General features: G+C 38.8%; 24 protein-coding genes and 2 pseudogenes. 8 read left to right on the plus strand and 18 right to left on the minus strand.

Going from position 1 to position 24,567, the window contains the following annotated elements; all coding sequences use genetic code 11:
- The first annotated feature begins 38 nt into the window (after positions 1–38).
- A complete protein-coding gene (locus ACSVDJ_RS18155; RefSeq protein ID WP_439167785.1) occupies positions 39–602 on the plus strand; it encodes a DUF2238 domain-containing protein in 564 nt (187 codons plus the stop codon).
- A gap of 92 nt (positions 603–694) precedes the next feature.
- Here ACSVDJ_RS18155 and ACSVDJ_RS18160 read toward each other — a convergent pair whose 3' ends face one another.
- The 3 genes from ACSVDJ_RS18160 to ACSVDJ_RS18170 all read right to left on the minus strand — a co-directional run bounded on the left by ACSVDJ_RS18160 (position 695) and on the right by ACSVDJ_RS18170 (position 3,561).
- A complete protein-coding gene (locus ACSVDJ_RS18160) occupies positions 695–1,021 on the minus strand; it encodes an ArsR/SmtB family transcription factor (RefSeq protein WP_095477903.1) in 327 nt (108 codons plus the stop codon).
- 20 nt (positions 1,022–1,041) lie between these two features.
- Positions 1,042–2,799, minus strand: a complete 1,758-nt coding sequence (locus tag ACSVDJ_RS18165; RefSeq protein WP_439167787.1) for a SulP family inorganic anion transporter — start codon at positions 2,797–2,799, stop codon at positions 1,042–1,044.
- Positions 2,800–3,219: 420 nt separating this feature from the next.
- On the minus strand, positions 3,220–3,561 hold the full coding sequence (locus ACSVDJ_RS18170) for a YciI family protein (protein ID WP_439167789.1): 342 nt from the start codon (positions 3,559–3,561) through the stop codon (positions 3,220–3,222).
- Between the two features lie 564 nt (positions 3,562–4,125).
- On the opposite strand from ACSVDJ_RS18170, the gene ACSVDJ_RS18175 reads away from it, so the two are divergent.
- The 3 genes from ACSVDJ_RS18175 (at position 4,126) to rluF (ending at position 6,652) form a co-directional block, all read left to right on the plus strand.
- Positions 4,126–5,283 (plus strand): iron-containing alcohol dehydrogenase, encoded by a 1,158-nt coding sequence (locus ACSVDJ_RS18175; protein WP_439167791.1) that lies wholly within the window; start codon positions 4,126–4,128, stop codon positions 5,281–5,283.
- 223 nt (positions 5,284–5,506) lie between these two features.
- Positions 5,507–5,695, plus strand: coding sequence for a hypothetical protein (locus ACSVDJ_RS18180; RefSeq protein WP_439167793.1), 189 nt, complete (start codon positions 5,507–5,509; stop codon positions 5,693–5,695).
- Between the two features lie 249 nt (positions 5,696–5,944).
- Positions 5,945–6,652, plus strand: a complete 708-nt coding sequence (rluF, locus tag ACSVDJ_RS18185; protein WP_439167952.1) for a 23S rRNA pseudouridine(2604) synthase RluF — start codon at positions 5,945–5,947, stop codon at positions 6,650–6,652.
- 38 nt (positions 6,653–6,690) lie between these two features.
- Here rluF and ACSVDJ_RS18190 read toward each other — a convergent pair whose 3' ends face one another.
- Positions 6,691–7,740 carry an NAD(P)/FAD-dependent oxidoreductase gene (locus tag ACSVDJ_RS18190; protein ID WP_439167794.1) on the minus strand — a complete coding sequence of 350 codons (1,050 nt, stop codon included), beginning with the start codon at positions 7,738–7,740 and terminating at the stop codon, positions 6,691–6,693.
- A gap of 210 nt (positions 7,741–7,950) precedes the next feature.
- Here ACSVDJ_RS18190 and ACSVDJ_RS18195 point away from each other — a divergent pair, with 210 nt between their 5' ends.
- Entirely contained in the window at positions 7,951–8,793 is an 843-nt protein-coding gene (locus tag ACSVDJ_RS18195; RefSeq protein WP_439167796.1) for an ABC transporter ATP-binding protein, read from the plus strand.
- 94 nt (positions 8,794–8,887) lie between these two features.
- On the opposite strand, the gene ACSVDJ_RS18200 is transcribed toward ACSVDJ_RS18195, so the two are convergent.
- The 4 genes and pseudogenes from ACSVDJ_RS18200 to ACSVDJ_RS18215 form a co-directional block, all read right to left on the minus strand.
- A complete protein-coding gene (locus ACSVDJ_RS18200; RefSeq protein ID WP_439167798.1) occupies positions 8,888–9,961 on the minus strand; it encodes a diguanylate cyclase in 1,074 nt (357 codons plus the stop codon).
- Positions 9,962–10,439: 478 nt separating this feature from the next.
- The gene (locus ACSVDJ_RS18205; protein WP_439167799.1) at positions 10,440–11,891 is read right to left on the minus strand and encodes an RNA-guided endonuclease TnpB family protein; all 1,452 of its coding nucleotides are present in this window, start codon (positions 11,889–11,891) and stop codon (positions 10,440–10,442) included.
- 5 nt (positions 11,892–11,896) lie between these two features.
- Positions 11,897–12,106: pseudogene (gene tnpA, locus ACSVDJ_RS18210) on the minus strand (IS200/IS605 family transposase); the annotation flags it as partial.
- A gap of 1 nt (position 12,107) precedes the next feature.
- The gene (locus ACSVDJ_RS18215; RefSeq protein ID WP_439167801.1) at positions 12,108–12,482 is read right to left on the minus strand and encodes a transposase; all 375 of its coding nucleotides are present in this window, start codon (positions 12,480–12,482) and stop codon (positions 12,108–12,110) included.
- A gap of 472 nt (positions 12,483–12,954) precedes the next feature.
- Here ACSVDJ_RS18215 and ACSVDJ_RS18220 point away from each other — a divergent pair, with 472 nt between their 5' ends.
- Positions 12,955–14,160, plus strand: coding sequence for an MFS transporter (locus ACSVDJ_RS18220; RefSeq protein WP_439167802.1), 1,206 nt, complete (start codon positions 12,955–12,957; stop codon positions 14,158–14,160).
- A 231-nt stretch (positions 14,161–14,391) separates the two neighbouring features.
- Here the strand turns inward: ACSVDJ_RS18220 and ACSVDJ_RS18225 are convergent, their stop codons facing one another.
- Positions 14,392–15,219: a CPBP family intramembrane glutamic endopeptidase gene (locus ACSVDJ_RS18225; protein WP_439167804.1), complete on the minus strand. Its 828-nt coding sequence runs from the start codon at positions 15,217–15,219 to the stop codon at positions 14,392–14,394.
- Positions 15,220–15,541: 322 nt separating this feature from the next.
- Entirely contained in the window at positions 15,542–16,336 is a 795-nt protein-coding gene (locus tag ACSVDJ_RS18230) for a MerR family transcriptional regulator (protein ID WP_439167806.1), read from the minus strand.
- A 292-nt stretch (positions 16,337–16,628) separates the two neighbouring features.
- Here ACSVDJ_RS18230 and ACSVDJ_RS18235 point away from each other — a divergent pair, with 292 nt between their 5' ends.
- Positions 16,629–16,784 (plus strand): YflJ family protein, encoded by a 156-nt coding sequence (locus tag ACSVDJ_RS18235; protein ID WP_439167808.1) that lies wholly within the window; start codon positions 16,629–16,631, stop codon positions 16,782–16,784.
- 80 nt (positions 16,785–16,864) lie between these two features.
- Here ACSVDJ_RS18235 and ACSVDJ_RS18240 read toward each other — a convergent pair whose 3' ends face one another.
- The 6 genes from ACSVDJ_RS18240 to ACSVDJ_RS18265 form a co-directional block, all read right to left on the minus strand.
- Positions 16,865–18,550 carry a methyl-accepting chemotaxis protein gene (locus tag ACSVDJ_RS18240; protein WP_439167809.1) on the minus strand — a complete coding sequence of 562 codons (1,686 nt, stop codon included), beginning with the start codon at positions 18,548–18,550 and terminating at the stop codon, positions 16,865–16,867.
- 224 nt (positions 18,551–18,774) lie between these two features.
- Entirely contained in the window at positions 18,775–19,689 is a 915-nt protein-coding gene (locus ACSVDJ_RS18245) for a DUF3427 domain-containing protein (protein ID WP_518620708.1), read from the minus strand.
- 227 nt (positions 19,690–19,916) lie between these two features.
- Positions 19,917–21,107, minus strand: coding sequence for an RNA-guided endonuclease InsQ/TnpB family protein (locus ACSVDJ_RS18250; protein WP_439167811.1), 1,191 nt, complete (start codon positions 21,105–21,107; stop codon positions 19,917–19,919).
- Positions 21,108–21,275: 168 nt separating this feature from the next.
- The gene (locus tag ACSVDJ_RS18255; RefSeq protein WP_439167813.1) at positions 21,276–21,671 is read right to left on the minus strand and encodes a (deoxy)nucleoside triphosphate pyrophosphohydrolase; all 396 of its coding nucleotides are present in this window, start codon (positions 21,669–21,671) and stop codon (positions 21,276–21,278) included.
- A gap of 39 nt (positions 21,672–21,710) precedes the next feature.
- The gene (locus ACSVDJ_RS18260; protein ID WP_439167956.1) at positions 21,711–22,319 is read right to left on the minus strand and encodes a methyltransferase; all 609 of its coding nucleotides are present in this window, start codon (positions 22,317–22,319) and stop codon (positions 21,711–21,713) included.
- A 91-nt stretch (positions 22,320–22,410) separates the two neighbouring features.
- On the minus strand, positions 22,411–22,998 hold the full coding sequence (locus ACSVDJ_RS18265) for an NAD(P)H-dependent oxidoreductase (RefSeq protein ID WP_439167815.1): 588 nt from the start codon (positions 22,996–22,998) through the stop codon (positions 22,411–22,413).
- Positions 22,999–23,119: 121 nt separating this feature from the next.
- Between ACSVDJ_RS18265 and ACSVDJ_RS18270 the strand changes: the two genes are divergently transcribed.
- On the plus strand, positions 23,120–23,548 hold the full coding sequence (locus ACSVDJ_RS18270; protein ID WP_439167817.1) for a MarR family winged helix-turn-helix transcriptional regulator: 429 nt from the start codon (positions 23,120–23,122) through the stop codon (positions 23,546–23,548).
- A gap of 50 nt (positions 23,549–23,598) precedes the next feature.
- On the opposite strand, the gene msrB is transcribed toward ACSVDJ_RS18270, so the two are convergent.
- Positions 23,599–24,048, minus strand: a complete 450-nt coding sequence (msrB, locus tag ACSVDJ_RS18275; protein WP_439167957.1) for a peptide-methionine (R)-S-oxide reductase MsrB — start codon at positions 24,046–24,048, stop codon at positions 23,599–23,601.
- A pseudogene (gene msrA / locus ACSVDJ_RS18280) lies at positions 24,034–24,555 on the minus strand (peptide-methionine (S)-S-oxide reductase MsrA); the annotation flags it as partial. The pseudogene msrA and the gene msrB, both read right to left, overlap by 15 nt.
- Positions 24,556–24,567 lie beyond the last annotated feature (12 nt).

Consider the following 24,567-nt stretch of genomic DNA (forward strand, 5'->3'; position numbering starts at 1 on the left):
TCCCCTTTTTCAAGTAGACTAGAAGGTGAGGTGAAAGAATGAAACAAAAATTAACAACTATACTCAGCTTTTCTTACTTTATTTTCATGTTTGGCTGCTTTTTATTTTTTTGGTTCGCAGAAGATGTGTATCGCTATCAAATCGGGCTCGGCGGGATGATTGCCGGCTTAGTTCCAATAATTATCGAGCGCTTTACTCGTTCGTCATTAAAAAAACCGTTAGTTATCTCTTATTTTATTTTTCTAATTGGCTCTCAAATATTAGGTTCGCTTATGCGCTTTTACAGCCTTGGCTGGTGGGATACATTTCTCCATTTTTTAAGCGGTGGACTGATTGCCTTTGCTGCTTTAGAACTGATGGATCGTTTAACGACTCCAGCATCTAGAGAAGGCATGTCTCCTTCCTTTGTTCTCTTATTCCTGTTTTCAGTGTCTGTACTAGGCGGTGTATTTTGGGAAATCTATGAGTTTTCCGCAGATCAACTATTAGGAACTACAACCCAAGGTGGCGGAAACGTCGATACAATGGGCGATTTAATTGCAGATAGTATAGGAGGCTTACTCGTCGCCATTGTCATTGCCTTTAATAAACAGCGAATATAAGCTCAAACCCTTTATAAAAACCAAAAGGAAGCCCGTCCAACGAACAGGCTCCTTTTTTATTTTTTCGACAAATTCCGGGGAGTGACAGGCACCTATTCTTCTTTCATCTTGTCTAACATCGTGATCGTGTCGACTAGGTGGTTGTTAAAGATTTGGCGCGCAACGGCGAGAAGTTCGATGATCATCGGGTCCCTTAAAGAATAGATGACTCGATTTCCGTCTTTTGTTCCTGTGACAATGTTTTTGCCTCGCAGGACAGTGAGCTGTTGAGAAACGGCTGAGCCTTCGCTTCCCGCTAGACTTTGAATTTCGTTAACGCTTTTATCTCCTTCAGCTAATATCTCAAGAATTTTGATCCTAAGCGGATGTGCGAGCGCTTTAAAAAACTCGGCTTTAAATTGCTGCATTTCAAGAACCAATTTCTTTTCCTCTCTTTCTATCATGTGATAGACATCGCTCTTGTTTCATCCTTTTTCTTCTTCAAGCCTGAAAGATTTTCACATTCTCTAAAAGCAAAATGCTTACAACCAAGGCATTGATCTTTTTTCAAGTGCTTGAGAGCATAATTGATCGCCTCTCCTGTATGGTCAAAAAAGTGTTCTTCGCCAATGAACTCATAGAGCCCCGTCTTCATTAGTACTTCTTTCGGTTGAGACTGAATCCCTGAAATAAGTACAATCCCATGCTTGGAGAAGTTTTTAACAATGCTTAAGAAATAGGATTCCCCAGTTGTATCCATAAACGGGACTCTTCCCATTCGTAGCAGCAATACTCTAGGCTTGTAATCAATCGTCTTCATAATCGTTTGCTCAAAAGAATGCGCCGCTCCAAAAAACAGCGGTCCTTCCACATTATAAATACTAATTTGAGGGCAATCATGAGTATCGGACACGACCTGACTCTCTACTTTTTCATGCTTATTATGAGGATTTGGCAACGCCTTTTCTGTCACCATTATATCACTCATCCGCTTCGTAAAAAGAATCACCGCTAAAACAAGACCAACTTCCACTGCTACCGTCAAATTTACTAAGACGGTTAGTAAAAAAGTGATCAACAAAACGAATGAATCTTCCGTTTTCGTCTTCAGCACATGATAAAATACACGCCGCTCACTCATATTCCAGGCCACCACCATCAAAATCGGCGCCATACTAGCTAACGGAATTTCTGATGTATAAGGAGCTAGCAGCAACAAAACCAAAAGAACGACACCCCCTTGAATCACACCAGAAAGTGGAGAAGCTGCCCCATTTTTAATATTCGTCGCTGTTCTAGCAATCGCACCAGTAGCCGGAATCCCCCCGAACATCGGCGTTACCATATTAGCAATCCCCTGCCCTACCAACTCTCGATTGCTGTTATGCTTACTGTTCGTCATCCCATCTGCGACTACCGCCGATAAAAGCGATTCGATCGCACCCAAAATCGCAATAACAAACGCTGGCTGAATCAAAGGTTGTACCTTCTCCCACGTCAAATCAAGGAAGTCAAACTTCGGCAATGTATTAGGAATTCCACCATAGGTTGAACCAATTGTCGCCACCTGACCAGGGTAAAAAATAGTAGCTATCATCGTTGAAAACAAGAGACCAATTAATGGTCCCGGAATCTTTGGTAATAGTTTAGGCGTATACAATATCGTCACGAAACAAATAACTGCTGTTAAAATACTGTAGAAGTTAAGACTACCAAAATGAATCACAATTTCGTTTACATTTTTCACAAAAGATTCATGCTTCTCTACATCCGTTAGCCCTAAGAAATTCGGGATCTGTCCAACAAAAATAATGACCGCAATTCCAGTCGTAAATCCTATCGTCACCGGCTTAGGAATAAATTTAATTAATGACCCTAGCTTAAAAATCCCCATCAATACTAAAAGAATTCCCGCCATAAATCCGGCAATTAATAAATTTTCATACCCGTACGTCATGACAATTCCAAGTAAAATCGGAATGAATGCACCCGTAGGACCACCGATTTGATACTTAGATCCGCCAAACAACGAAATCAAGATTCCTGCAATAATTGTCGTATAAAGACCATACTCAGGCTTTACCCCTGAAGCTATCGCAAAAGCCATCCCCAATGGAATTGCAATGATACCTACGACAACACCAGACATGACATCTTTTTGAAACGACCCTAGAGAATAATTTTCATATCTCCCCGTCCAGAACTTGCGCTTTCTCATTTTATCCCTTCTTTTATTAACTGTATTTGTATATCTGATTATTTGAATATACTATAATACGAAAATACACCCCATTATGTGTAAAGTCAAAGGGAAATATAAAAAGACAACAAAACGGGACATGCTTTGTACAATGCCTTTTGATTTTAATCACTCATGATATTGCTTCATTTAATAGTGCCAACCTTGATCCAAATGCATCAGTAGGTTGTGTTCCTTTAATAATCGTTCTAAAGCTTGTTCTAACATTGTTGAAACAAGAGAGTATGTAGATCTAGAGTCGATTGTATAAGTAATTAACCATAGAAAAACTGCACCCCAATTGTTAGACGCAATCTAACAATTGGAATGCAGTTCATTTTCACTTCTGTGTTTTTTATACATTTATTGAAAATTACTTTGCGCTTCACGGCACAGTTTCTATATAATAATTCCTTGGCTTTCAAAAAATTCTCTAGTGAAATTTGGGCTGGAATTTTCATGTCTATTATATATTGGCTCCCAAGGGCTCAATTTAGCAGTTACAACTTTATTTTTAACAAGCGGATCATTGTTTATTATATCATAGGCTTCCTCTTCATTAGCGACTTCAAGAAGAGAAGCTCCTCCCGTATGATCTTCAAATGGGCCTGCAAAGATAATTTTACCTTCGTTAAATCTGTTTTGAATATGCAGAGCATGTTGATTAATATATGGCTGCTCATTTGTTGTCTTTCCAGCAATCCAAGCCTCTCCATGTGTATAATATACTAAAAATCTCATAATAATTATCCTCCTCTAATTTATTTAATTTGCGATCATCAATTAATATTTAACAACATCGAATAATTTAATTAAAACCATTCGTTTCGTGATATTTTCACGTGGTGTAAGTGCTCCTTTTTTATATTATTTGACCCATCAATAATTGACCCATCAAATAATATAGTATGAATTTAAGAAATATGCAATATATAAGAATCGACTACATAAATTTACTAAAAATAAATCAGCAATATAACATGCACCTGACTATAACTAACGATCACGCGTGTCACAGAATAAACCTTTTCGGTTCACAAATCCTTCATTTTATTCTGGACGTTTTAAAAATTCCATGCATATTTTTCATATATTATGTAACAATAATTCTTCTTCAATCGATTATTTGCTAATATTACTAATAGATAAATATTTTACCAATCTTTTTGTTTGCTAATAATATTATTTCGGAATAGAATATCCATGTATATACAATCATTTCAGACATTTCATAGCATGCTATCAAGCTTTAATTTCATCTATTTCTTTTATCACTCATAAAGGTATTATTAGGAGGAATTATTCATGGCAAACAAAACAAGTGAATTTCATATGCCCGCAGTTAATCTATTCGGTCAAGGCTCTGTTAATGAGATAGGCACTCGATTAGCTGGTCTTGGCGCAAAGAAAGCATTATTAGTAACGGATGCTGGACTACACGGCTTAGGTATCTCTGAAAACATCGCGAAAATCATTCGTGAAGCAGGGGTAGAAGTTTCGATTTTTCCAAAAGCTGAGCCAAATCCAACTGATAAAAACGTAGCGGAAGGTCTAGAAGCTTATCATGCAGAAAATTGTGATAGCGTTGTCACTCTTGGTGGCGGAAGCTCTCACGATGCCGGAAAAGGAATTGCGTTAGTCGCAGCAAATGGCGGAAAAATTCATGACTATGAAGGTGTAGACGTTTCAGAAAAACCGATGGTAACGCTAGTTGCTATCAACACAACAGCGGGTACAGGAAGTGAAGTCACAAAATTCACGATCATCACAGATTCTGAACGCAAAGTAAAAATGGCGATCGTCGACAAACACGTGACACCTACACTATCTATCAATGACCCTGAACTTATGGTTGGAATGCCACCAGCTTTAACAGCGGCAACAGGATTAGACGCTTTAACTCATGCGATTGAAGCTTATGTTTCAACAGCAGCAACACCAATTACTGATGCATTAGCTATTCAAGCGATTAAGCTTGTTCCTAAATACTTACCACGTGCGGTTGCTAATGGAGCCGACATGGAAGCTCGTGAACAAATGGTATACGCTCAATCATTAGCAGGTATGGCATTCAATAACGCTTCTTTAGGTTACGTTCATGCGATCGCTCACCAATTTGGCGGATTCTATAACTTCCCTCATGGAGTTTGTAACGCCATCTTACTACCGCATGTATGCAAATTTAACTTAATTGCTAGAATGGATCGTTATGCAGAAATTGCTGCTTACCTTGGCGAAAATGTCGAAGGGCTAAGCACACGTGAAGCAGCGAAAAAAGGAATTAAAGCCATCGAGCGCCTAGCTCGCGACCTAAACATTCCGAAAGGCTTTGAAGAATTAGGTGCAAAAGAAGAAGACATCCCAACATTAGCCGAAAACGCAATGAAAGGTGCTTGTGCACTAACAAACCCACGCAAACCAAAACTAGAAGAAGTCATCCAAATCATCAAGAATGCGATGTAACTAGAAAAGCGGAAAGCGCCGTTTAGCGACGTATGAACTGGAACGAGCCGATCGAGATAAAGGAAACACGATGAACGACAGTGAATCGATGTTGACTTATCGCAAGGAGGATCGTGGAAGTTCACTAGTCGCTGGCGCTTGGAGCTAGACAAAGAAGAAATGCGGAAGGCACTGGTCAGCGACGTATGGACTGGAGCGATCCGCACGAGATAAAGGAAACACGATGAACGACAGTGAATCGATGTTGACTTATCGCAAGGAGGATCGTGGAAGTCCACTAGTCGTTAGCGCCTGGAGCTGGACAAAGAAAAGCGGAGCCGACTTGGTCAGCCGCGACAAGCAAAAGACGAGCCAGCTGAAAGGTTGTTCTTTAACCTTTTGGATGGATTGGCTTTTGACCTCGAGCGGCTAGTTGGCGGAGCTAGACAATAGAAATGCGAAAGAGGCTGTCCCTAGTCCGTTCACCGGGAGCAGCCTCTTTCGCGTTAAATAGACACACATCTTTCCATCTGGAACTAAACGAACCGTATAAAAACAAAAGGTCTCCAAAAAATAAATATAGAAAACCATTCCATATCCCTTTTTTGTTCGCTTCATTCCCATTATAATTAAATTCTTCAACATAAATTTTTTTAAAATCTAAATAAAGGATGCGATTAACCTGCGACTGAATAAATACATTAGTGAATCTGGGAAAACATCTAGACGCGGAGCAGATAAATTAATTAGTGAAGGCAGAGTCACGATTAACGGGAAAGTGGCGAAAATAGGTAGCCAAGTCGAGCCTGGAGATGACGTTCGAGTGAGCGGGGAACAAATTCGATTGGCGAGAAACAACGTATATATCGCCTTAAATAAGCCTGTAGGCATTACAAGTACAACTGAGAAAAAGGTCAAAGGAAATATTGTCGATCTAGTCAATCACCCTTTACGAATTCACCATATTGGCCGTCTTGATAAAGATTCTGAAGGCTTAATTCTCTTAACAAACGATGGAGACATTGTGAATAAAATCTTGCGTGCTGAGAATAAACACGAAAAAGAATATATCGTGTCCGTAGACAAGCCAATCACCCCTGAATTCCTAAAGGAAATGGCGGCAGGTGTGCATATTTTAAATACAAAAACATTGCCTTGTAAAGTCGAGCAACTATCAAAGTATGAGTTTCAAATCACTTTAACTCAAGGACTAAACCGACAAATTCGCCGTATGTGTGCTGCTTTAGGCTACGAAGTATATCGCCTGCAGCGAACACGCATCATGAATATCCAATTAAACAACTTACCAATTGGGCAGTGGCGCGATTTAACGAAAAAAGAGAAAAAACAATTATTTGCTGATCTCAATTACGAGCCAAATGAATGGTGAAAAAAATGCCCCGAAACTAATTGCTTCGGGGCATTTTCTCATTTCATCATCTGCTTTACTAATTCTCTATTCCGCTTTTTAAAAATGTCATTATGTGAAGATACCATGCCTGACTTATTAGCCTCAGGCTCAATCAATTGTTTCGCTTTGTTCACAGCATTCGCCGCATCTTGGAATGCTCCAGCAATTAAATGTAGCTTGCCATCATGCTTCAAAATATCTCCGGCTGCATACAAACCTTCGATCGACGATTCACTGCTCGCATTACCAGCGATAAAATAATTGTCAATTCTTTCAATATCGATTTCACTTTGGTCGAGCAAAGTCGTGTCGCGTTCATATCCATGATTGATAATGACCTCATCAACCGGTAGCAAGACCGTCTCTCCTGTTTGATGATTCGTCAACTCTACCTTTTCAATGACTTCGTGGTTTTCACTAGCGATCAGCTTTGTAATAGCTGTTTGGAAGAAACAAATAGCCGAGCTGTCCATCAGCTGCTTCACTTGCGCCTCATGGCCTGATAACACTTCTTTTCGATAAGTGATATATACTTTTTTAGCGATAGGCTCTAATTCATTGGCCCAATCAATGGCTGAGTTTCCCCCGCCAGAAATGATTACGGTCTTATCTTTAAAACGTTGGAGTGATTTAACCGTATAATTTAAATTGGATACTTCAAACCGCTCTGCGCCTTCTATTTCAAGTTTTTGTGGGTTCAATATTCCTCCACCGACTGCTACAATCACTGTTTTTGAATAATGTTTTTGTCCAGAAGCTGCATGCAATACGAAGATGCCATCCTCATTTTTAGTGATCGACTCTACCTTTTCATTTAACACGATTTCAGGATCAAAAGTTAATCCTTGCTGTACGAGTTGCTCAATCAATTGAGCTCCTGGAATAGGTGTCACCCCGCCCACATCCCAAATCATCTTCTCAGGATACACATGAACTTTTCCACCTAATTGAGGTTGATATTCGATTAACTTCGTCTTCATTTCTCGCAACCCACTGTAAAATGCCGAATACAGTCCAGCAGGCCCTCCACCAATCACCGTTACATCAAATAATTGTTGTTGATCCATTTATATCTGCTCCTTATCATCTAAACGTAATTGATTATCATTATCAACAATAATACTCTTTTCCCTTCTTTTTTACAACTAATATCACTTATCTGAATAAATTTTCTAAAAAAATAAGATTGACACTGATAAATGAGAGAATTATAGTATAAAAAGAAGTGACACTGAAAATCATTATCAAAAAACAATAAAATAAATGGAGGTTATCCAATGGTTCGTCTATATACAACGGACTTAAATATCGGCTATGGTGAACGTCTCATTGTCAAAGACCTTAGCGTAGAAATTCCTGATAAAAAAATTACAACGATCATCGGTTCAAATGGTTGTGGAAAATCAACGCTGTTAAAAGCGATCACTCGTATTATTTCCCATCAATCAGGAACTGTTATTTTAGATGGTGAAAATATAGCTAAAGGAAACACCAAAATCCTCGCCCAAAAAATGGCGATTCTTCCGCAAATGCAGGAAAGCGCTAGCGGATTAACAGTTGGTGAACTGATTTCTTACGGACGTTTCCCCTATCAAAAAGGCTTTGGTCGCCTAACGAAAAAAGATTATGAAGTGATCGATTGGGCACTGGAAGTAACAGGAACAACAGAGTTTAAATCTCGTCCCGTAGACGCCCTATCAGGAGGTCAACGTCAACGCGTTTGGATCGCCATGGCGCTTGCCCAAGAAACCGACATTATTTTTCTTGATGAACCAACCACTTATTTAGATATGGCCCACCAGCTAGAAGTGCTAGAGCTATTACAAAAACTAAATCTAGAACAAGAACGAACCATTATTATGGTGCTGCACGACTTAAACCAAGCGGCTCGATTCGCTGACTATATGATCGCCTTAAAGGACGGAGAAATCATCAAAGCTGGTCATTGTGAAGAAGTAATGAAACGAGACGTGCTTCAAAAAGTATTTAATATTGACGCAGAGATCGGACGCGACCCAAGAACAAGTAAACCAATGTGTATCACGTACAACTTAGTGAAGGATAACGAACGTGAACAAGCTGCTATTGCCGATCTTTCTACTGCTCGTCTTTATGGTTAGTGCTTGTAGCGAAGACTCAAAAAAAACAGCAAATAGAAAACAACAAAAAGTCATTTGAGTCCCGGTGAATAAAGGATTCAAATGACTTTTTGTTTTAAGATACGCATACTAGATTCCGTCCAGTCTGTTTCGCTTCATACAAAGCCTCATCTGCTTGTTTAATCAAATAATCAACATCCGCAGTCGTTTCTGGATAATTAGATAATCCGATAGATATCGTAATAAAGATACTAGATTGATTAGGCAAAACAATCGGCGTTCTTTCTACGGCTAAACGAATTTTTTCTGCAATTTCTTTTGCTTGAAATAACGGACAATCGAGAAGTAAGACAGAGAATTCCTCCCCACCATTGCGATACACTTGATCAAATGATCGAGCATTTTCTTGTAAAACGATCGCCAACTGTTTAAGAACCTCATCTCCCGCTGCATGACCGTACGTATCATTTACTTTTTTGAAGAAGTCAACATCTATGAATAAAACGGATAATCGCTCTCCCTTTGCTACACCGTTTGTCTTGAATTGATTCAAAGTTAAGTCAAATTGACGCACATTATTTAAGCCTGTTAAGTAGTCCATTTTATTCTCTTTCTCCATGTTTTGCACCATCTCATTATATCGATTTAAATACAGGTTAAGAGCGACAATTAATAAGCCCACAGGAATCGAAATACTAGAATGATAGGCCATAATTTTTAAAGCATAAGATAAGTCCGATAAACAAGAAATAGTTAAATATATCATACATAAGGCTGCCACATTCATGACAAAGCTTTTCACATATATACTGTTCCATTTCAGTTTAGTCATCGCAGCAAGCATCACGCCTGTCATTAGTATATTCACCGAGGGGACAATTGCCGCTTCACTTACACCAAATAAAAACAAGCGCCCAACAGCCATCACCACACTTGCCCAAACGGCTGAAATCGGTCCTCCAAACAAAGCAGCAATCATAATAAATAAGTGCCTCAAATCAATAATGATCTCGTTTGAAATGTGAATGGAATAATACATAAGTATAATCCCCATCACCCCCGTTCTATTTCCAACAAATATTTGTTGAACGAGTGGTGAGCGTTGTTTCCTATCCTTTCGCCCTACTAAAAAACCAATAATAAACAAATAAGATATGATAAGCGATGCGTGGAAAACAAGATCCTTCACGATTACACCCCCTTTGTTTCCTTTTGTAAATATAAAATACTATATATCTATTCTATAACAAAACCATATCCTTTTTCCGACAATATTAAACAAATTTCGTCATAATCCAACATTGAGATTTCAACACAAAAAAATGGATGAACCCATTATATCGCTTGGGCTCATCCACTTTCTTTCAAGCTATAGCTTTTATCCCATTTGTCCAATATCAAGAACTTCTATATCCTTCTCTTCGCAATAATTATAATAAAGTTGCAAAGCTTCACGCCAGTTTAACATATACCTGACACTCCCACGAATAAATCCGTGGGGTTCTTGAATACGTGAGATTTCTTAACTACTCTCCCTTCAACCGATGTTGCTGGTTGGGTACAACATAGAAACATGATCTCGTTTCTTCAAGACTTTGACGAACAAGACGACCATTGCCATCCTTAACGTTCGCATCGGCTCATGCCTAAACCGTTGAGTTTTTAACTTATTTCAATCCCATACTTTTAAGAGTGTGGGATTGTTTTTGCAGTTCATTCATGGTTCTTTTGTGATTTTCTAAAAACATATCGAATTCTTTTATACATCTCTCTCTGTCTATTTTTTCTAGCTTCTTATCATCAACCATATTCATTAATAGGAAGGCTGAATATAGATCGCGTTGTACTTTCATACCACCAAGATCATTCCATCTCTTCGCCAGAGGCTTTTTCGTGTAGGTATGATCGAGATGATTGTATTGACTAGCTTTTACTTTCGCTGTATTTACTTTTTTTAATTTCAAGCCATTGTATGCTAACTTTCTTTCCAAACAACTTAAAAACATGGACGGCGCACGATTTGAAAGGGTCCTTCCGAATCTTTTCTTTCTTTTGAATATCCCTTCGCCGTTCTTTTCTGTTTTTTTACTTCTTTTTTGCAACCCTTTAAACGACATGGTTTCCACGAAAAAGGTGTCACCCAAAGCTAATAATTGGTTGGACATGGTTTCATGGTCTTGCTTCCGAATCATTCTGTTCTTGCGATGTAGTTCTCGGTAGGTGTTTCTTAGTTTTCTATATCGCTTAGAGAACACCCATTTTTCTTTATTTCCTTTTTTAATTGTACCGTCGGCATTGAATTTGTGAGGATTCATCACTCGTTTGCTTCTATCCATTTTCCGTTGAATAAGATAGATGTTCCTTTCATAATCAACAACACTTGGAGCTAAAATGGTTAACATCGTTTCTTTTTTTGAACTAACCGCAACCGTAGATGTTCCAATATCAATACCAACACGCCCCACTCCTACTTGTTGTTTTAATCCATTGGAATGATAAGATTGCGGCGGAATGCCTTCTAATACAAGTTGAGCATAGTAGACATATCTCCCTTTGATCATTTCACGTGTAATGCGAACATATTTCACTCGATCTTGTAGTGCTAAATGTGCGTACACATCCCGATTACGAATAATGACAGGAATAGATAACCCTTTCCAAATAATCCTATTTTCCACGAAACGGATACCTGTTTTATTTGATTTCCCTTCTACGGATTTCATTTCACCATACCGCTTAAAATATACTTTTTTCGCTTCTCCAAGCATCACTTTCTTAAATGCTCGAAAAGCTCTTGTGCCTAGTTTTTGACCAGCTTGCGAATCTATATTAGTAGAAAAACGCTGATTCATAGGTGTTAAAAAAGCATGGATGGAATACTCTGTCAAACCAAACAGCGTATTCAACTCAGCGAATAAAACGTTGCGTTCCTTTCCTTTTTTCATCTTTTTGACTTTCTGGTATTTCTTCGATTGTTGCATCGTTCGATAACGCTTATATAATTCATTGACACAAGCGTTGTACATCTTACGAGAAATCTCAAATCGCTGATCTAACGCATCTTCTTGAAACGGTTCTGTTTTTAATCGTAGAGTTAATACATAGCTTGATTTCGCCATCGTATTCACCCCCTTGTTTTTTGACTTTCAACATAATGTCTGATCGTTTCGCTCGATACATTTCTGGCAGTAGAGACAAAATAAGAACGTGTCCACAAGCTTGGCAAATGTTGAAGATGTGGAAATTCCTCTCTCAACTTTTTAGACGTCACTCCTTTAATTTTAGCCATAATATCCGCAGGACTAAGCGTTGGCAAAGCATTTAAAAACATATTGCTATCTTCCTAAGCTAAGTATCAGTTTCCGTCCTTCTAACACGAAGGATTTGTCGACCCATTTAGGAGGAAACACGAATTTTTCTTTGTATGGATATCGGATGGATTTATTTGTTTTTCGCACTTGGCGAACTCCTTCTCGGGCACGCAAAAATTTATGACATACCGCTTGGATCGTCTGACTATGAAGAGGATACAAGCCTTTTAGTTCAGCTTGAAGGTCACTTTTGTTGATCCACTTGTCATAGATCCGGTAATAATATCGAGCCAGTTGCACACAGTCATTCCAAATCGTTCCGCAGATCCGACATATGTGAAATAACTGTTGAAGCGTGGACTGTGGCGCTGAAAAGCCCGTTTTCAATGTTCGATACATGAGATCCCCTTCCTTTGTCATCACTATAAAACGAACGTTTGTTCCTGTCAAGAGCAAATGGAAACTTTCATCCTTTTTTCTTTCGACAAAGTTCGAGGGCAATCAACCAAACGCTTTTCGGCTGTGCCGAACCGAGATTCATCCCCTCTCTACTCGCTGGGCTGTGCCCTTCACGCTCCTTGAGGAAGAGGACTTCTCTCGGGTTATGTTAAAATATGAGCACACTCTGTTAAATGGAGAAAGCGCAAGCGTTCTTATAGACAGCATAGATATCCCCCCCATTCGATTCGGAGTGATTCATAAAAAAGAATTCATTCTTCCTCCTATCTATCATAAGTTTTTAGAAAAATTCAAAACAGAATTGCTAGGAAATTCTTCTTAAACAACGAAAATAATAATCATTTTCAATTAATCCATTTTATAGTATATTTAGATAGGCGAAATAATATATACAGAACGTGAGGACATCACTATGTGGAAAAATAAAAATGTTTGGATTTTATTATGCGGTGAGTTTGTAGCAGGTTTAGGTCTGTGGCTTGGTATTATCGGGAACCTTGAGTTTATGCAAGAGCGAGTCCCTTCTGATTTCTTAAAATCTATTATTTTAGCTGTTGGTCTTCTTGCGGGAATTGCCGTTGGACCGCTGGCTGGCAAAGTCACTGATCAAATTAGCAAAAAGACGGTGATGCTTGTTTCTGGATTTGTTCGTACGATAAGCGTCATTTTCATGTTAATTGCTATTGAAACTGGCTCCGTCTGGTGGATGATCACTTTTTTAGTTTGCACCCAAATTTCCGCCGCTTTCTTCTTCCCAGCACTACAGGCTGCTATTCCTTTAGTCGTAGAAGAAAAGGACTTATTACGACTGAACGGGGTGTATATGAATGTATCTACCCTTTCGAGAATTATAGGAACAGCCGTAGCAGGAATTTTATTAGCGATTATGTCGCTTTCAATGGTATATATCTCTTCCCTCATTGCTTATTTGTTATTATTTGCGTTAACTTTCCTTTTAACATTGGACGAATCGAAAACGGAACAAGGTAGTGTCAAAGAAGAACAGGCGACAGGATCAGGATTTAAAGATGTATTTCCGATCATTAAAGGGCTTCCACTTGTCTTTATGACTCTTATTTTAACGCTCGTTCCTCTCTTATTCGTTGGCGCATTTAATTTAATGGTTATCAATATTAGTGAGATCCAAGATAGCTCTACCATTAAAAGTTGGATTTATACAGCTGAAGGTATCGCCTTTATGCTCGGAGCGTTCTTCGTCAAACAAATTAGTCAGAAGCTGTCACCCTATATGATTCTATTTGTCTTTTCATTTATCATTGGGTTATCACAAATGTTACTGTACTTTGCCCATGTTCCCTTTCTATCCGTGTTGGCCTTTGTTCTATTTGGTTTTGCTGTTGGCTGCTTCTTCCCAACCTCTGCAACCATTTTCCAAACAAGGGTTCCAAAGGACTTCCACGGCAGATTCTTTTCCTTCCGTGGCATGCTCGAACGGGTCATTTTTCAAATTGTCTTACTAATGACAGGATTTCTATTGGACACAATCGGCCTTGAACATATGGTAGTCATCTTCGGTCTATTCTCATTTGCCATGACGACATTCTTTTATATGAGATTTAAACAGATGAAAATAGAGTCACCAGTGGAAAATAACTAAATACAGCTTAATTAAATTATTACTAATAACCTTGATACAAAAATAAGTCTACAGAGCATGTTTTGAAAAAAGATTGATCAAAACATGCTCTTATTTCATGTAATCGATCTATTTATAAAAAATTTGAATAGTTTTATTAAACCTTATTCAACTAACACTTCTGATAGTGGCCGTACTATAGCTGTACAAACCACCACTAAATTATGTACTACTCTCTATTTTTTTAATTGTTCACTGAAGATTATAATCAATAATGTCTATACCTTCCTGTCCATACAATACTTTCTTTGGATTTATAACGATGATTAAGACCGCTACTACTAAATAAAAAGCTGCGTTATACATGATTAAGTCAATTAAATTTCCGTTTATTATGCCAATAAAAAAATTAAAAAATTGATGGATGATGATTGGGATAATTAAATTCTGATTCAAGTTATAAAATGCTGTCATGACGATCTTAGTGGATATAATTGCAATCATAAAGAATAGAATAAATTTGATTAAATCAATACCCAGATACCCGTAAGTAAACCATATAGGTAGATGCCACATCCCCCACCAAAATCCTATGATTATCGAAGCTTTTAATGGCGAATGCTTCTTTTGAAGCTCAATTTGAGCGAAACCTCTCCACCCTAATTCTTCTCCTAGTGGTCCTGCAAGTAAGGTTTTAAAAAAGAAATAGATCAACATTCCCCATGAAGATATAGAAAAAATGGAGTCTACTTCACTATTATTAAATACGAGAAATAAAATCCCTAAAAATAGGAAGGTTTGAATCATAATAGAAGTAAGAATCACAGACAGTTTAAGTTTATTCTTGAATTTATCTTTCACAAATTGGATAAAACTCTGTCCAGGATAGATTTTTTTAAATAATGCTGCAAAAGCAAAGGTTGAGGACCAAGCTGATACACAGAACATTACATCAACGACCCATGCGGGAAATCCTAACATGCTTACGGCTCCTACAAGAAAAAAAAGTGGCAAAAAAATGATATTGGTTAGTACAATAAAACTTGCTACTGGTTTTTTTAGTTGCGTTTCTCTATTCATGTACAATCCCCTCTTCAAACTAAGTATTTCGTAAATATAATAACGCTCAATATTTACTAACACCTTCAGCTTAAACCTAGGGGTTACTCACAGGTCAATACACACCTTCATTATTTTATCCCGCATTAACAGGCTTGTAAGCCCCCTACCTCAACCATGGCAGAAGGAGCACAAACATGTAGGTGGGGGCAACAGCCTATAAACGTCCGATTGGTTCGGACCTACACAATGCCGGTTACAAAGGCGCTGCAACAGGACGTTGCGATTTTAGCCTTTGTTCCTCTCTTCATCCGTGGAGATGAAGCCCCAACGAATTGAAGGTTCACTTTATAGGTGCATAAATTTCTAAAAACACACGTTCAAGCCCATCTTCATAAGTAGTGAGTAATAGATTTATATAAACTAGCCCCAATAGTTCATATCCTTTTTCTATTGCTATTTTTCTCAAATTAGCTTCCACGTTATGATCAATATTTTTTCCGCCAGTTGACCACCTTCCATCCTCAATAACTGTATAAATACATTTTGGATGAGATAGAATTTCACCTTCTATTGCTTGATCATAACCTTCTACTTTTCTTACAATGATGAATTTGTCTTCTAGAATACCTTCTTCATTGAAACATATGACTCTTCTTAAAGATGTGAGAGTCACTGCTTTTTTTAAACTGTCTGTGCTTTCTTTTAGAGTGTCATATGTTTCATATGCAGTAAAATGCTCTATTTCTCCCTTTATTTCTAAGGGCTTCATTTCTTTTACTGTGTATTCTCCTAAGAATTGTTTAATTTTTTCACAATCTTCTTTTACTATCTGAAGCTTTTTTAAAAGACGTTTTTTATATTCTATTTCCTCCAAAACCTCTTGTTCTTTCTCTTCTAATACTGATTTTATTCCCTCTATACTCTTACTTTTTCTTAATTCCTGGATTTTTTTAATTTCAATATCAATTTCTCTATAGAAATTTACCGTTGTTATATCATATATATCAAAATGATTATATTTTCTATACCCATTCTCAATATTTTGTCTAGGCTTCACTAATTCCTTTTCTTCATAAAATTTCAAAGTATCTCTAGATACATCCAAAAATTTCGCAACTTGTCCAATTGTATACATTACACCCTCCTTTATCGTTACTACATAATTCTTTAATCACCACAATCATTATACCAATAAATAGTAGAAACCTCCTTTTTCTTCTCTTTTTTAGATTGTGTATCAGCTAGCAAAAGATCATTGATTTGTCATCCACCTCTTCTAATCCATTTATACAGCAAAGAAACAGGAATCTACGAAGGATCAATTGAAAAAATATATGTAGAGAAATAATCAAATCATCAGCACTTCTTTTATAGCTCCTCCATATATTGTTGTTAACCTGAATGATGGAGGAGGCTTCTACTCACTCATGGCCCATTTATATTCTAAAGGCTGGTTCATCCAACAATTAAAGCAAGCCAATATCACAAAATTAGAAGGTCGTAAACTTGAACAGTACAAAACGCATGTGCTACGCAATCTGTATCTTCAACTAATTGAACAAAATGAAACCAAAACGAAATAAATCCCAAGCACCGTCTAAACTGAAGATGGTGCTTGGGATTTGAGCTTTATGTACACTTTCTTTAGCTTTCTAGTTACTTCTTACACCTTGAATTTACTAACTAACCGTTGTAAATTCTCCGCTCGACTAGACAACGCTTGAGAAGAAGCGGTTATCTCTTCTATTGATGCAAGTTGCTCTTCTGCCGCAGATGCTACTGTTTGTGAATGCATCGACGTCTCACTTGAGATCCCAGTCATGCCCTGCACCGTCGCTGATACCTCTTCAGTGCTTGCTGATACTTCCTGCGCTGTAGCGGCCATTTGTTCAATCTGATCCGCCAACTCATCCATCAATTGCAAAATCTCTTGAAAGTTTACTTCTGTACGCTGAACAATATGTAAACCACCTTTTACCTCTACAGTTACTTGTTCCATCGATTGTTGAGATTGCACCATATCTTTTTGAATATCGATAATTAAATTAGAAATTTGTGCAGACGATTGTTGAGATTGCTCCGCTAGCTTGCGTACTTCCTCCGCTACTACTGCAAAGCCTTTTCCGTGTTCGCCAGCTCTTGCTGCTTCAATTGCCGCATTTAATGCTAGTAAATTGGTTTGCTCTGCAATATCATTAATTGCTTTTGTAATATCTCCAATTTGCTTTGAACGCTCATCTAATGATTGGATAATGTCGCCACTTTCATTGACAGATCGATTAATTGTCTTCATTTGTTCGACAGTCTGACTAACAAGCCCTCCGCCTTCTTTGGCCTTTTGAGCCGTTTGAGAACTTACCTCTGAAATAAAGGAAGCATTCTCTGCAATCGATTGCACTCCTTTACTCACCTCTTCTAAGGCAACAGAGCTTTCTTGAACACTATTCATTGAATGTTCAGCCCCATCAGCCACTTGTTGAATGGACTCAACAATGTTCTCTGTAGCTTTACTCGTTTGCTCTGCACTAGCTGTTAACTGCTCCGATGAAGACGCAAGATGCTCGGAAGTCATCATCACTTCATTCGTCATCTTTTTAAGATTGGCCACCATTTGATTAAAGCTAATGGAGAGACTACTCAATTCATCACCAGCTGCATCATGAACCTCCGCGGTAAAATCACCGCTGCCCGCTTGTTCAAGCGCCACAGTCAAATTGTTCAACCTCGTTTTTATTCTTTTCGTAAACCAATAAGCCACTCCACAGGACAGTATGATCACAACAACTAAGACTGTGGAAAATGCTGTTAAAAATTGAGCTAACACTTCATCAATAATTTGTTGTGAGGCTCCCATATATAAAATACCGACCACTTCATTATTTATATTCTTGAGGGGCATATAAGCCGTTTGATATGTATGTCCAGTTACTTTCGCCGCACCATAATACTCTTCCCCTTGTTTAAGAACCTTCTCGATGACTTCAGGAGTAGCTTTCGTTCCAATGACACGATTGTCTCCATCCATCACATTCGTCGATACGCGTGTATCACCTTGAAAAATTGTAACCGTATCTCCCGTATCTTCACCTATCGGATCAATGACTTCATAATTTTCATTGATCAGTGTCGCTCCTTTATACAACTGATTATTCTTAATTTCCCACTCACCAGTGTACTTGTCATCAATATATCTATAAGCGAGATTTAAATCGCTTTTTGCCTTTTCAACAGCAAACTTTTCAATCCCTTTCGTAATTTGCTGTTTAACAACTATACCCATAACGACTGATAAAGCAAGAATAATTCCAATAATCATCAAGTTAATCTTAGTGCCAAACTTCAACTTCATGTTACAAACCTCCTTAATTACGTGTCCATTCATCAATCAAATAATTAACAATATATTCTTGTACCACATTATACATGAGTATATAAACACTTATACCTAGTTCAAAAGTAATTTTACAAAAATAAAACAATTGAATTCGACAACTATTTTTCAAATATAAAAGAAGCCATCAAAAAGGAATTTCTTCCTCTCTGATGGCTTCTTTACTGGATGTTGTTTCTATTTTATTGCTCCCCACTCTTAATATAATGATAAAGTTGATGTGGCACAGGCTGCTCCAGCACTAAATTCATATGAACGACTGGAATCTCTTTATCGTGCTTATCTTTCATTTTTGTCTGTTCAATGCTTGATGGCTCTGGAATTGCTTTCCCTAAATAATAAAAATCTCGCCCTTCGTCATTATCCTTTTTGACAAACATATGAATATCAATGCCATTTTTCTCTGCTTCTATAATCGTTTGCACTTCTTTTGACTGTAGCGTCCGGTTACTCCTTGTATACCACTTAAACAGATCAGGACTTAAAAACTCGTCTCCATACTTGACACTTGCCTCAATCTCATCCTGCTTATGATACGTAACGAATATAATGCAAGACTGATACTTCGTTTTATAGCCATACACTGTAGAACTTTCGTCGTTTTCCCAGCTTAATAACTTACAAGCATCTTTTCGGGAATACTTTTCATACAAGGTGAATGCTTCCTCACTGCGGTACTTTTTAGTATTTTCCAGTCCACACTTAATAATATCTTTAACCATTTCCTCGAAAAAAATATTTTTTCTTAAACTAGATTTTATATTTGAGTGAAAAAGGTATTTTTGATCGGCTGTGAGTTCAACAATCGGTTGCGCTCCATATTTCTTCTGTTGGCTTTGTGTAAAAAAAGATAAATCAAATAAACGATGAACCGAACGAATCACATCTTCGTCTGTTGAACACTGATATTCTTGCAAACGAGAGAAATAAGCTTCACCCTCTACCTCTTCCTCATCCATCAGCATGTCTAATAAAATCAACTCATGTCTCCGCTTACCATCCAACACTTCCTGCGACAGCATCGTTAACACATTGTTTTCATCAACCGATATAACAGGGACATCCTCTTTTATTTTCGATGAACCTCCCCCACCTATCGCCTTCGCACTTGAGGTAGGGGTTTCTTGTCGATCCCCTCGATATCAGAAGCTGGACGATGTCCATAGGTGTACACGACACCCTCGTCTTTCTCGGGGACTGACGCTCCCATATGGAAGCAGTGGTCTTGACGCAAGAAGTCTCTCGACAGCTTGCTGCCACCGTAAGCAACAGAGAGAGAATCGAAGACACGGTCATCTCCCTCTGGGGCGGTTCTGCCCATCTACTACGCCTGTACAGGACGTAGATACGTGATGTCAGTTAGCATCACTTCTCGAAACTTCCCATGCAAATACTGGGATAAGATATTCGCTGCACCGTGGATATCCCGATGCTGTTCATAACCGCAAGAACATCGATAGTTTCGTGAACGGACTTTATTCCGTTTTCCACAAGCAGGGCATGCTTGCGTCGTGTAGGCTTCGTTTTCTTTTGATAATGAGACACCTGTTGCTTCTAATTTATAGACCAACTGCTTGGTTAGTTTTCCAAAGCTCCAGTTGCTGAGTTTTTGGTTCACTTGTTTGGAACGGAGGCGTTTTCGTTTTTTGTTTCGTTTGCTTGTGTGCCGCTGAACGCCTTCCACATCGCCAAGAGCGACATGCCCGACTTTTTGTTCCACACACCAGTTCACAAAGGCTCGGGTCGTCTTATGCAGGAGATCTCCTAGCTGCCGTTCGCTTTTGGAGAGAATGTACTTCTTCGCCCGGTTGTATTGGCGCCATTTCCTGGACCCTTTTTGACACCGACTCATGAGCATTTGCAACTCTCTCACTTTTTTATTTCGCAATCGGTGAACACTGCGCATCTTCCTGCCCGAAATCACAAGCGCTTGTCCATTTGTACTGACGGCGGCAATCGTATGAATCTCACCTGGATCAATCGCAGCTGTATGACCGTCTTGAATCGCTACAGGGTTAATGCCGTCTTCATACGACAAACAGGCATGCCATCGGCCGTCATAGACGAGTTCTACTTCTTTGATCACGCCAGTCGGAACCGAGGCAAGCGACAACACGAGTGGTGTCTGTTGTTTTCCTTGCCACCTACCTAAGCTGAGCGTTAGCTTGCGCCCTTTTAGTGCGAAAGATTTGTCCACCCATTTAGGGTGAAACACGAATTTTTCTTTGTATGGATATCGGATGGATTTATTTGTTTTTCGCGCTTGGCGAACTCCTTCTCGGGCACGCAAAAACTTATGACATACCGCTTGGATCGTCTGGCTGTGAAGAGGATATAAGCCTTTTAGTTCAGCTTGAAGGTCACTTTTGTTGATCCACTTGCCATAGATCCGATAATAATACCGAGCCAACTGCACGCAGTCATTCCAAATCGTTCCGCAGATCCGACGTAGGTGAAATAACTGTTGAAGCGTGGACTGTGGCGCTGAAAAGCCCGTTTTCAACGTTCGATACATGAGATCTCCTCCTTTGTCATCATTATAAATAGAATGTATGTTCCTATCAAGAGTAGATGGAAATTTTCATCCTTTTTTCTTTCGACAAAGTTCGGGAGGTCATCAACGAAACGCTTTTCGGCTGTGCCCTTCACTCTCCTTGAGGAAGAGGACTTCTCTCGGATTGTGTTAAATTCTCACCTTACTTAACCTCTCAATCGCCGGAACATCCGCTGGTGCCCAGTCTAATGAGGTTAACTCATGTGGTGCTAACCACTTCACAGCGACATGCTCCGTTAACACAGGTTCTCCTTCTACAATTCGGCAGAGAAATGTCGTTAAGTGAACAATACCAAAATCATATTCATATACGGTATGCTCGACTTGTTCGCCGATCTCAATTTGGCAGTGCATCTCTTCTTCGATCTCGCGACGCAATGCTTCCTGCGGAGATTCGCCTTGTTCAATTTTCCCCCCTGGAAACTCCCATTTTAATGATAAGGTTTTTCCTTCTCCTCGTTGAGCGCATAAAATTTTCCCTTCTTCCACGATCACTGCTCCGACAACATATATGTTTTTTTTCATAATAATCCTCCTCAAAAATTCGTTCCACGTGAAACAATTTCACGCATCATGTCGAAAAATCAAAAATCGCTCATTCTCATCTTTTTCATAAAGCTCAGGAACCTCGATCTGTTGGATGAGTTCAAACGGCGTCTGTTGTTCTAGAAAATGAATATACTCAATTGTTGGGTAATAAAGAATAATGTCAACAGACCGTTTATTCTGCTCCACCGAAAGCAAAATATTATGAACCACTTTCATGAAAATCTGAATTGAAAACGGGTTAAAAAAGTAAAATCGATTGTCCGTTGGCTCCACTTTATACTTCTCAGCTGGGCCGCATACAAAACGAAGGGTGCTCTTTTTTGAACCGCTCGTCTTCATATAACTCGCCTTGTTATGCAACGCTTCTTCATATAGCTGTTTATTCACTTCAATCCCTGTCACAGACAATTGAAAATGGTGATGGATATAAAAAGATAATCGACCTTTACCGCAGCCCACATCGACCACACCATCTGTACGGTTCAACTCATACGAACGAAACAGCTCGTCCAATGCCGCATACGGTGTCGCTTCATAACGATTATAATGAACCAATTGTAGCGGGAATTCCTTCAGACCAATGGTGTCAATCCCTAGCATCTGATCATACGCTTGTTCTGTCATAATATCTCTCCATTTAAAAATAACAGACACTTCTTCGAGGAAATGTCTGTTTTCATACATTATATAACAAAAGAACAATAAACGCTGCGGATCAATTTGCGACTGTTTTAAAATAACGATAGATTCTATCTAATTTTTCCTTCTGTTTTCCCTTTGGACTTTCCATATGGCCAAATTCGAAAAATTTCACCTTTTTAATTCCTACAAAATTAAATACCGCTTTCTTCATTAAGGCTTTATGAGCATTGTTCAATAACAGCAATGGATAATTCGTAGGTCCTTTCATAGTAGAAATGCACACGACCGATTTCCCTTTTAAAAGTCCCTCTGGCAATAGTCTCCCTTCCTCTCTATAAGCGAAATTCGACGCAAATATTTGATCGATATATCCCATTAACATCGCTGGTGGCCTTCCCCACCAGATAGGATAGACAAAGACGATCTTATCCGCCCACATAATTTGCTTTCTATACTGTTCAAAGGTAGGATCACTATGCATATCACGTCTTCGTTTATTTTCATTAAATACAAGAAGTGGATCAAAGGCCTCTTCGTATAAATCTAATACTTGTAATTCCTTTATATTCGGGTTCTCACGACTTCCTTTGATCACTTCCTGCAAAAAAGCATAACTTAAACTTTGATGATTCGGATGTGTGTAAATAGTCAATACTTTCATTCATTGCACCTCTTTTATTTATCAAATGATAACTAAAAGATAGCACCCTCTCACTTAGTTGTCAAATGATAATTGTTTTTCGATAACATCTTTGTTACCTTGTCAATAAGAGGTGAGTATTTTGAACAAAGAAGATTTATTTAATAAATTTGTGGCCTTTTCATCTTCCTTTCATCGTGTAACGCATGAATTAACGAAAGAGGCTAGATCTAATACCATCACGCCCGTTCAATATAGTATTTTGGAATACATCGCTGTTAGCGAGTCCGTTACTCCTAGTGACATTAGTGATTGTCAGCATATGTCTATGCCGAATACAAGCCGTGAGCTTAAAAAATTAACTGAAAAAAATTTAATCGAAAGAATCGCCGATACTGAAGATCGCAGAAAGCACTATATTCGTCTGTCAAAAGACGGTGAAATGATGATGAAGGAAGCTTTTCAATATATAGAAGCTAAGTTCCTTGATCGAATAAAAGATGCTTCTAAAGAAGATCTGGAAGAAATTGAACAGGCACTCGACCTTCTTCAAAGAAAGCTATTTTATTAAGACATAACAAAACACACTTCCAGGCCATTTGACCGGAAGTGTGTTTTACTTTATTCAAATAAACTCAAAAACTCGCCATATCCTTCTTCAATGAGCTTGCTTTTGGGCACAAATCGCAGGGCCGCTGAATTGATACAGTAACGGGCACCATCTGGACCAGGACCATCATCAAACACATGGCCGAGATGAGCATCGGATGTTTTCGTTCGAACCTCAATTCGTCTCATCCCGTGGGAAGTGTCTAACTTCTCAGCGATTTCCATGCGGCGCAACGGCTGTGTAAAGCTTGGCCAACCACAGCCCGCATCATATTTATCGAGCGAGCTAAAGAGTGGCTCGCCAGAAATGATGTCGACATAAATGCCCTCTTCTGTATGATTCCAAAATTCATTGTGAAACGGCGGCTCTGTCGCATTATTTCTTGTGACTTCATATTGAAGCGGCGTTAATTCCTTACGTAGTTGCTCGTCGCTTTTTACTTTTTTCCAATGCTCGCGAATGAATGGCGCTCGCCCGGAGCCTTCTTTGTACATATTGTAATGGAATGCGTTCTTTTTATAGTAACCTTGATGCTTTTCTTCGGCTTGATAAAACGGGCTTGCTGGTAAAATCTCCGTCACGATCGGCTTTTGAAAGCGGCCACTAGCGGCTAGTTCCGCTTTAGAGGCTTCTGCTTGCTGCTTTTGTTCCTCGTTATGATAGAAAATCGCCGTTCGATACGATAATCCGCGGTCATTGAATTGACCACCGGCATCGGTTGGATCAATTTGCTGCCAAAACAGCTCCAATAATTTTTCATATGGAAATACATTCGGATCAAACGTAATTTGGACCGCTTCATAATGTCCTGTAGTATCAGAACATACCTCTTCATACGTCGGATTGACTGTGTGACCTCCTGTATATCCAGAAATCACTTCTTTAATTCCCGGCTGCTCATCAAATGGGGCCACCATACACCAAAAACAACCCCCTGCAAATGTCGCCAATTGTAATGATTCAGACATCGTGATTCCTCC

The organism is Bacillus sp. Hm123 (assembly GCF_051842975.2).
Classification (GTDB): domain Bacteria; phylum Bacillota; class Bacilli; order Bacillales; family Domibacillaceae; genus Bacillus_CE.

Coding starts and splice junctions, on each gene's coding strand:
- ACSVDJ_RS18155 (WP_439167785.1), top strand. CDS start 39: ATGAAACAAAAATTAACAACTATACTCAGCTTTTCTTACTTTATTTTC.
- ACSVDJ_RS18165 (WP_439167787.1), bottom strand. CDS start 2,799: ATGAGAAAGCGCAAGTTCTGGACGGGGAGATATGAAAATTATTCTCTA.
- ACSVDJ_RS18170 (WP_439167789.1), bottom strand. CDS start 3,561: ATGAGATTTTTAGTATATTATACACATGGAGAGGCTTGGATTGCTGGA.
- ACSVDJ_RS18175 (WP_439167791.1), top strand. CDS start 4,126: ATGGCAAACAAAACAAGTGAATTTCATATGCCCGCAGTTAATCTATTC.
- ACSVDJ_RS18180 (WP_439167793.1), top strand. CDS start 5,507: ATGAACGACAGTGAATCGATGTTGACTTATCGCAAGGAGGATCGTGGA.
- ACSVDJ_RS18190 (WP_439167794.1), bottom strand. CDS start 7,740: ATGGATCAACAACAATTATTTGATGTAACGGTGATTGGTGGAGGGCCT.
- ACSVDJ_RS18195 (WP_439167796.1), top strand. CDS start 7,951: ATGGTTCGTCTATATACAACGGACTTAAATATCGGCTATGGTGAACGT.
- ACSVDJ_RS18205 (WP_439167799.1), bottom strand. CDS start 11,891: ATGGCGAAATCAAGCTATGTATTAACTCTACGATTAAAAACAGAACCG.
- ACSVDJ_RS18215 (WP_439167801.1), bottom strand. CDS start 12,482: ATGTATCGAACATTGAAAACGGGCTTTTCAGCGCCACAGTCCACGCTT.
- ACSVDJ_RS18220 (WP_439167802.1), top strand. CDS start 12,955: ATGTGGAAAAATAAAAATGTTTGGATTTTATTATGCGGTGAGTTTGTA.
- ACSVDJ_RS18225 (WP_439167804.1), bottom strand. CDS start 15,219: ATGAATAGAGAAACGCAACTAAAAAAACCAGTAGCAAGTTTTATTGTA.
- ACSVDJ_RS18230 (WP_439167806.1), bottom strand. CDS start 16,336: ATGTATACAATTGGACAAGTTGCGAAATTTTTGGATGTATCTAGAGAT.
- ACSVDJ_RS18235 (WP_439167808.1), top strand. CDS start 16,629: ATGGCCCATTTATATTCTAAAGGCTGGTTCATCCAACAATTAAAGCAA.
- ACSVDJ_RS18240 (WP_439167809.1), bottom strand. CDS start 18,550: ATGAAGTTGAAGTTTGGCACTAAGATTAACTTGATGATTATTGGAATT.
- ACSVDJ_RS18250 (WP_439167811.1), bottom strand. CDS start 21,107: ATGTATCGAACGTTGAAAACGGGCTTTTCAGCGCCACAGTCCACGCTT.
- ACSVDJ_RS18255 (WP_439167813.1), bottom strand. CDS start 21,671: ATGAAAAAAAACATATATGTTGTCGGAGCAGTGATCGTGGAAGAAGGG.
- ACSVDJ_RS18260 (WP_439167956.1), bottom strand. CDS start 22,319: ATGACAGAACAAGCGTATGATCAGATGCTAGGGATTGACACCATTGGT.
- ACSVDJ_RS18265 (WP_439167815.1), bottom strand. CDS start 22,998: ATGAAAGTATTGACTATTTACACACATCCGAATCATCAAAGTTTAAGT.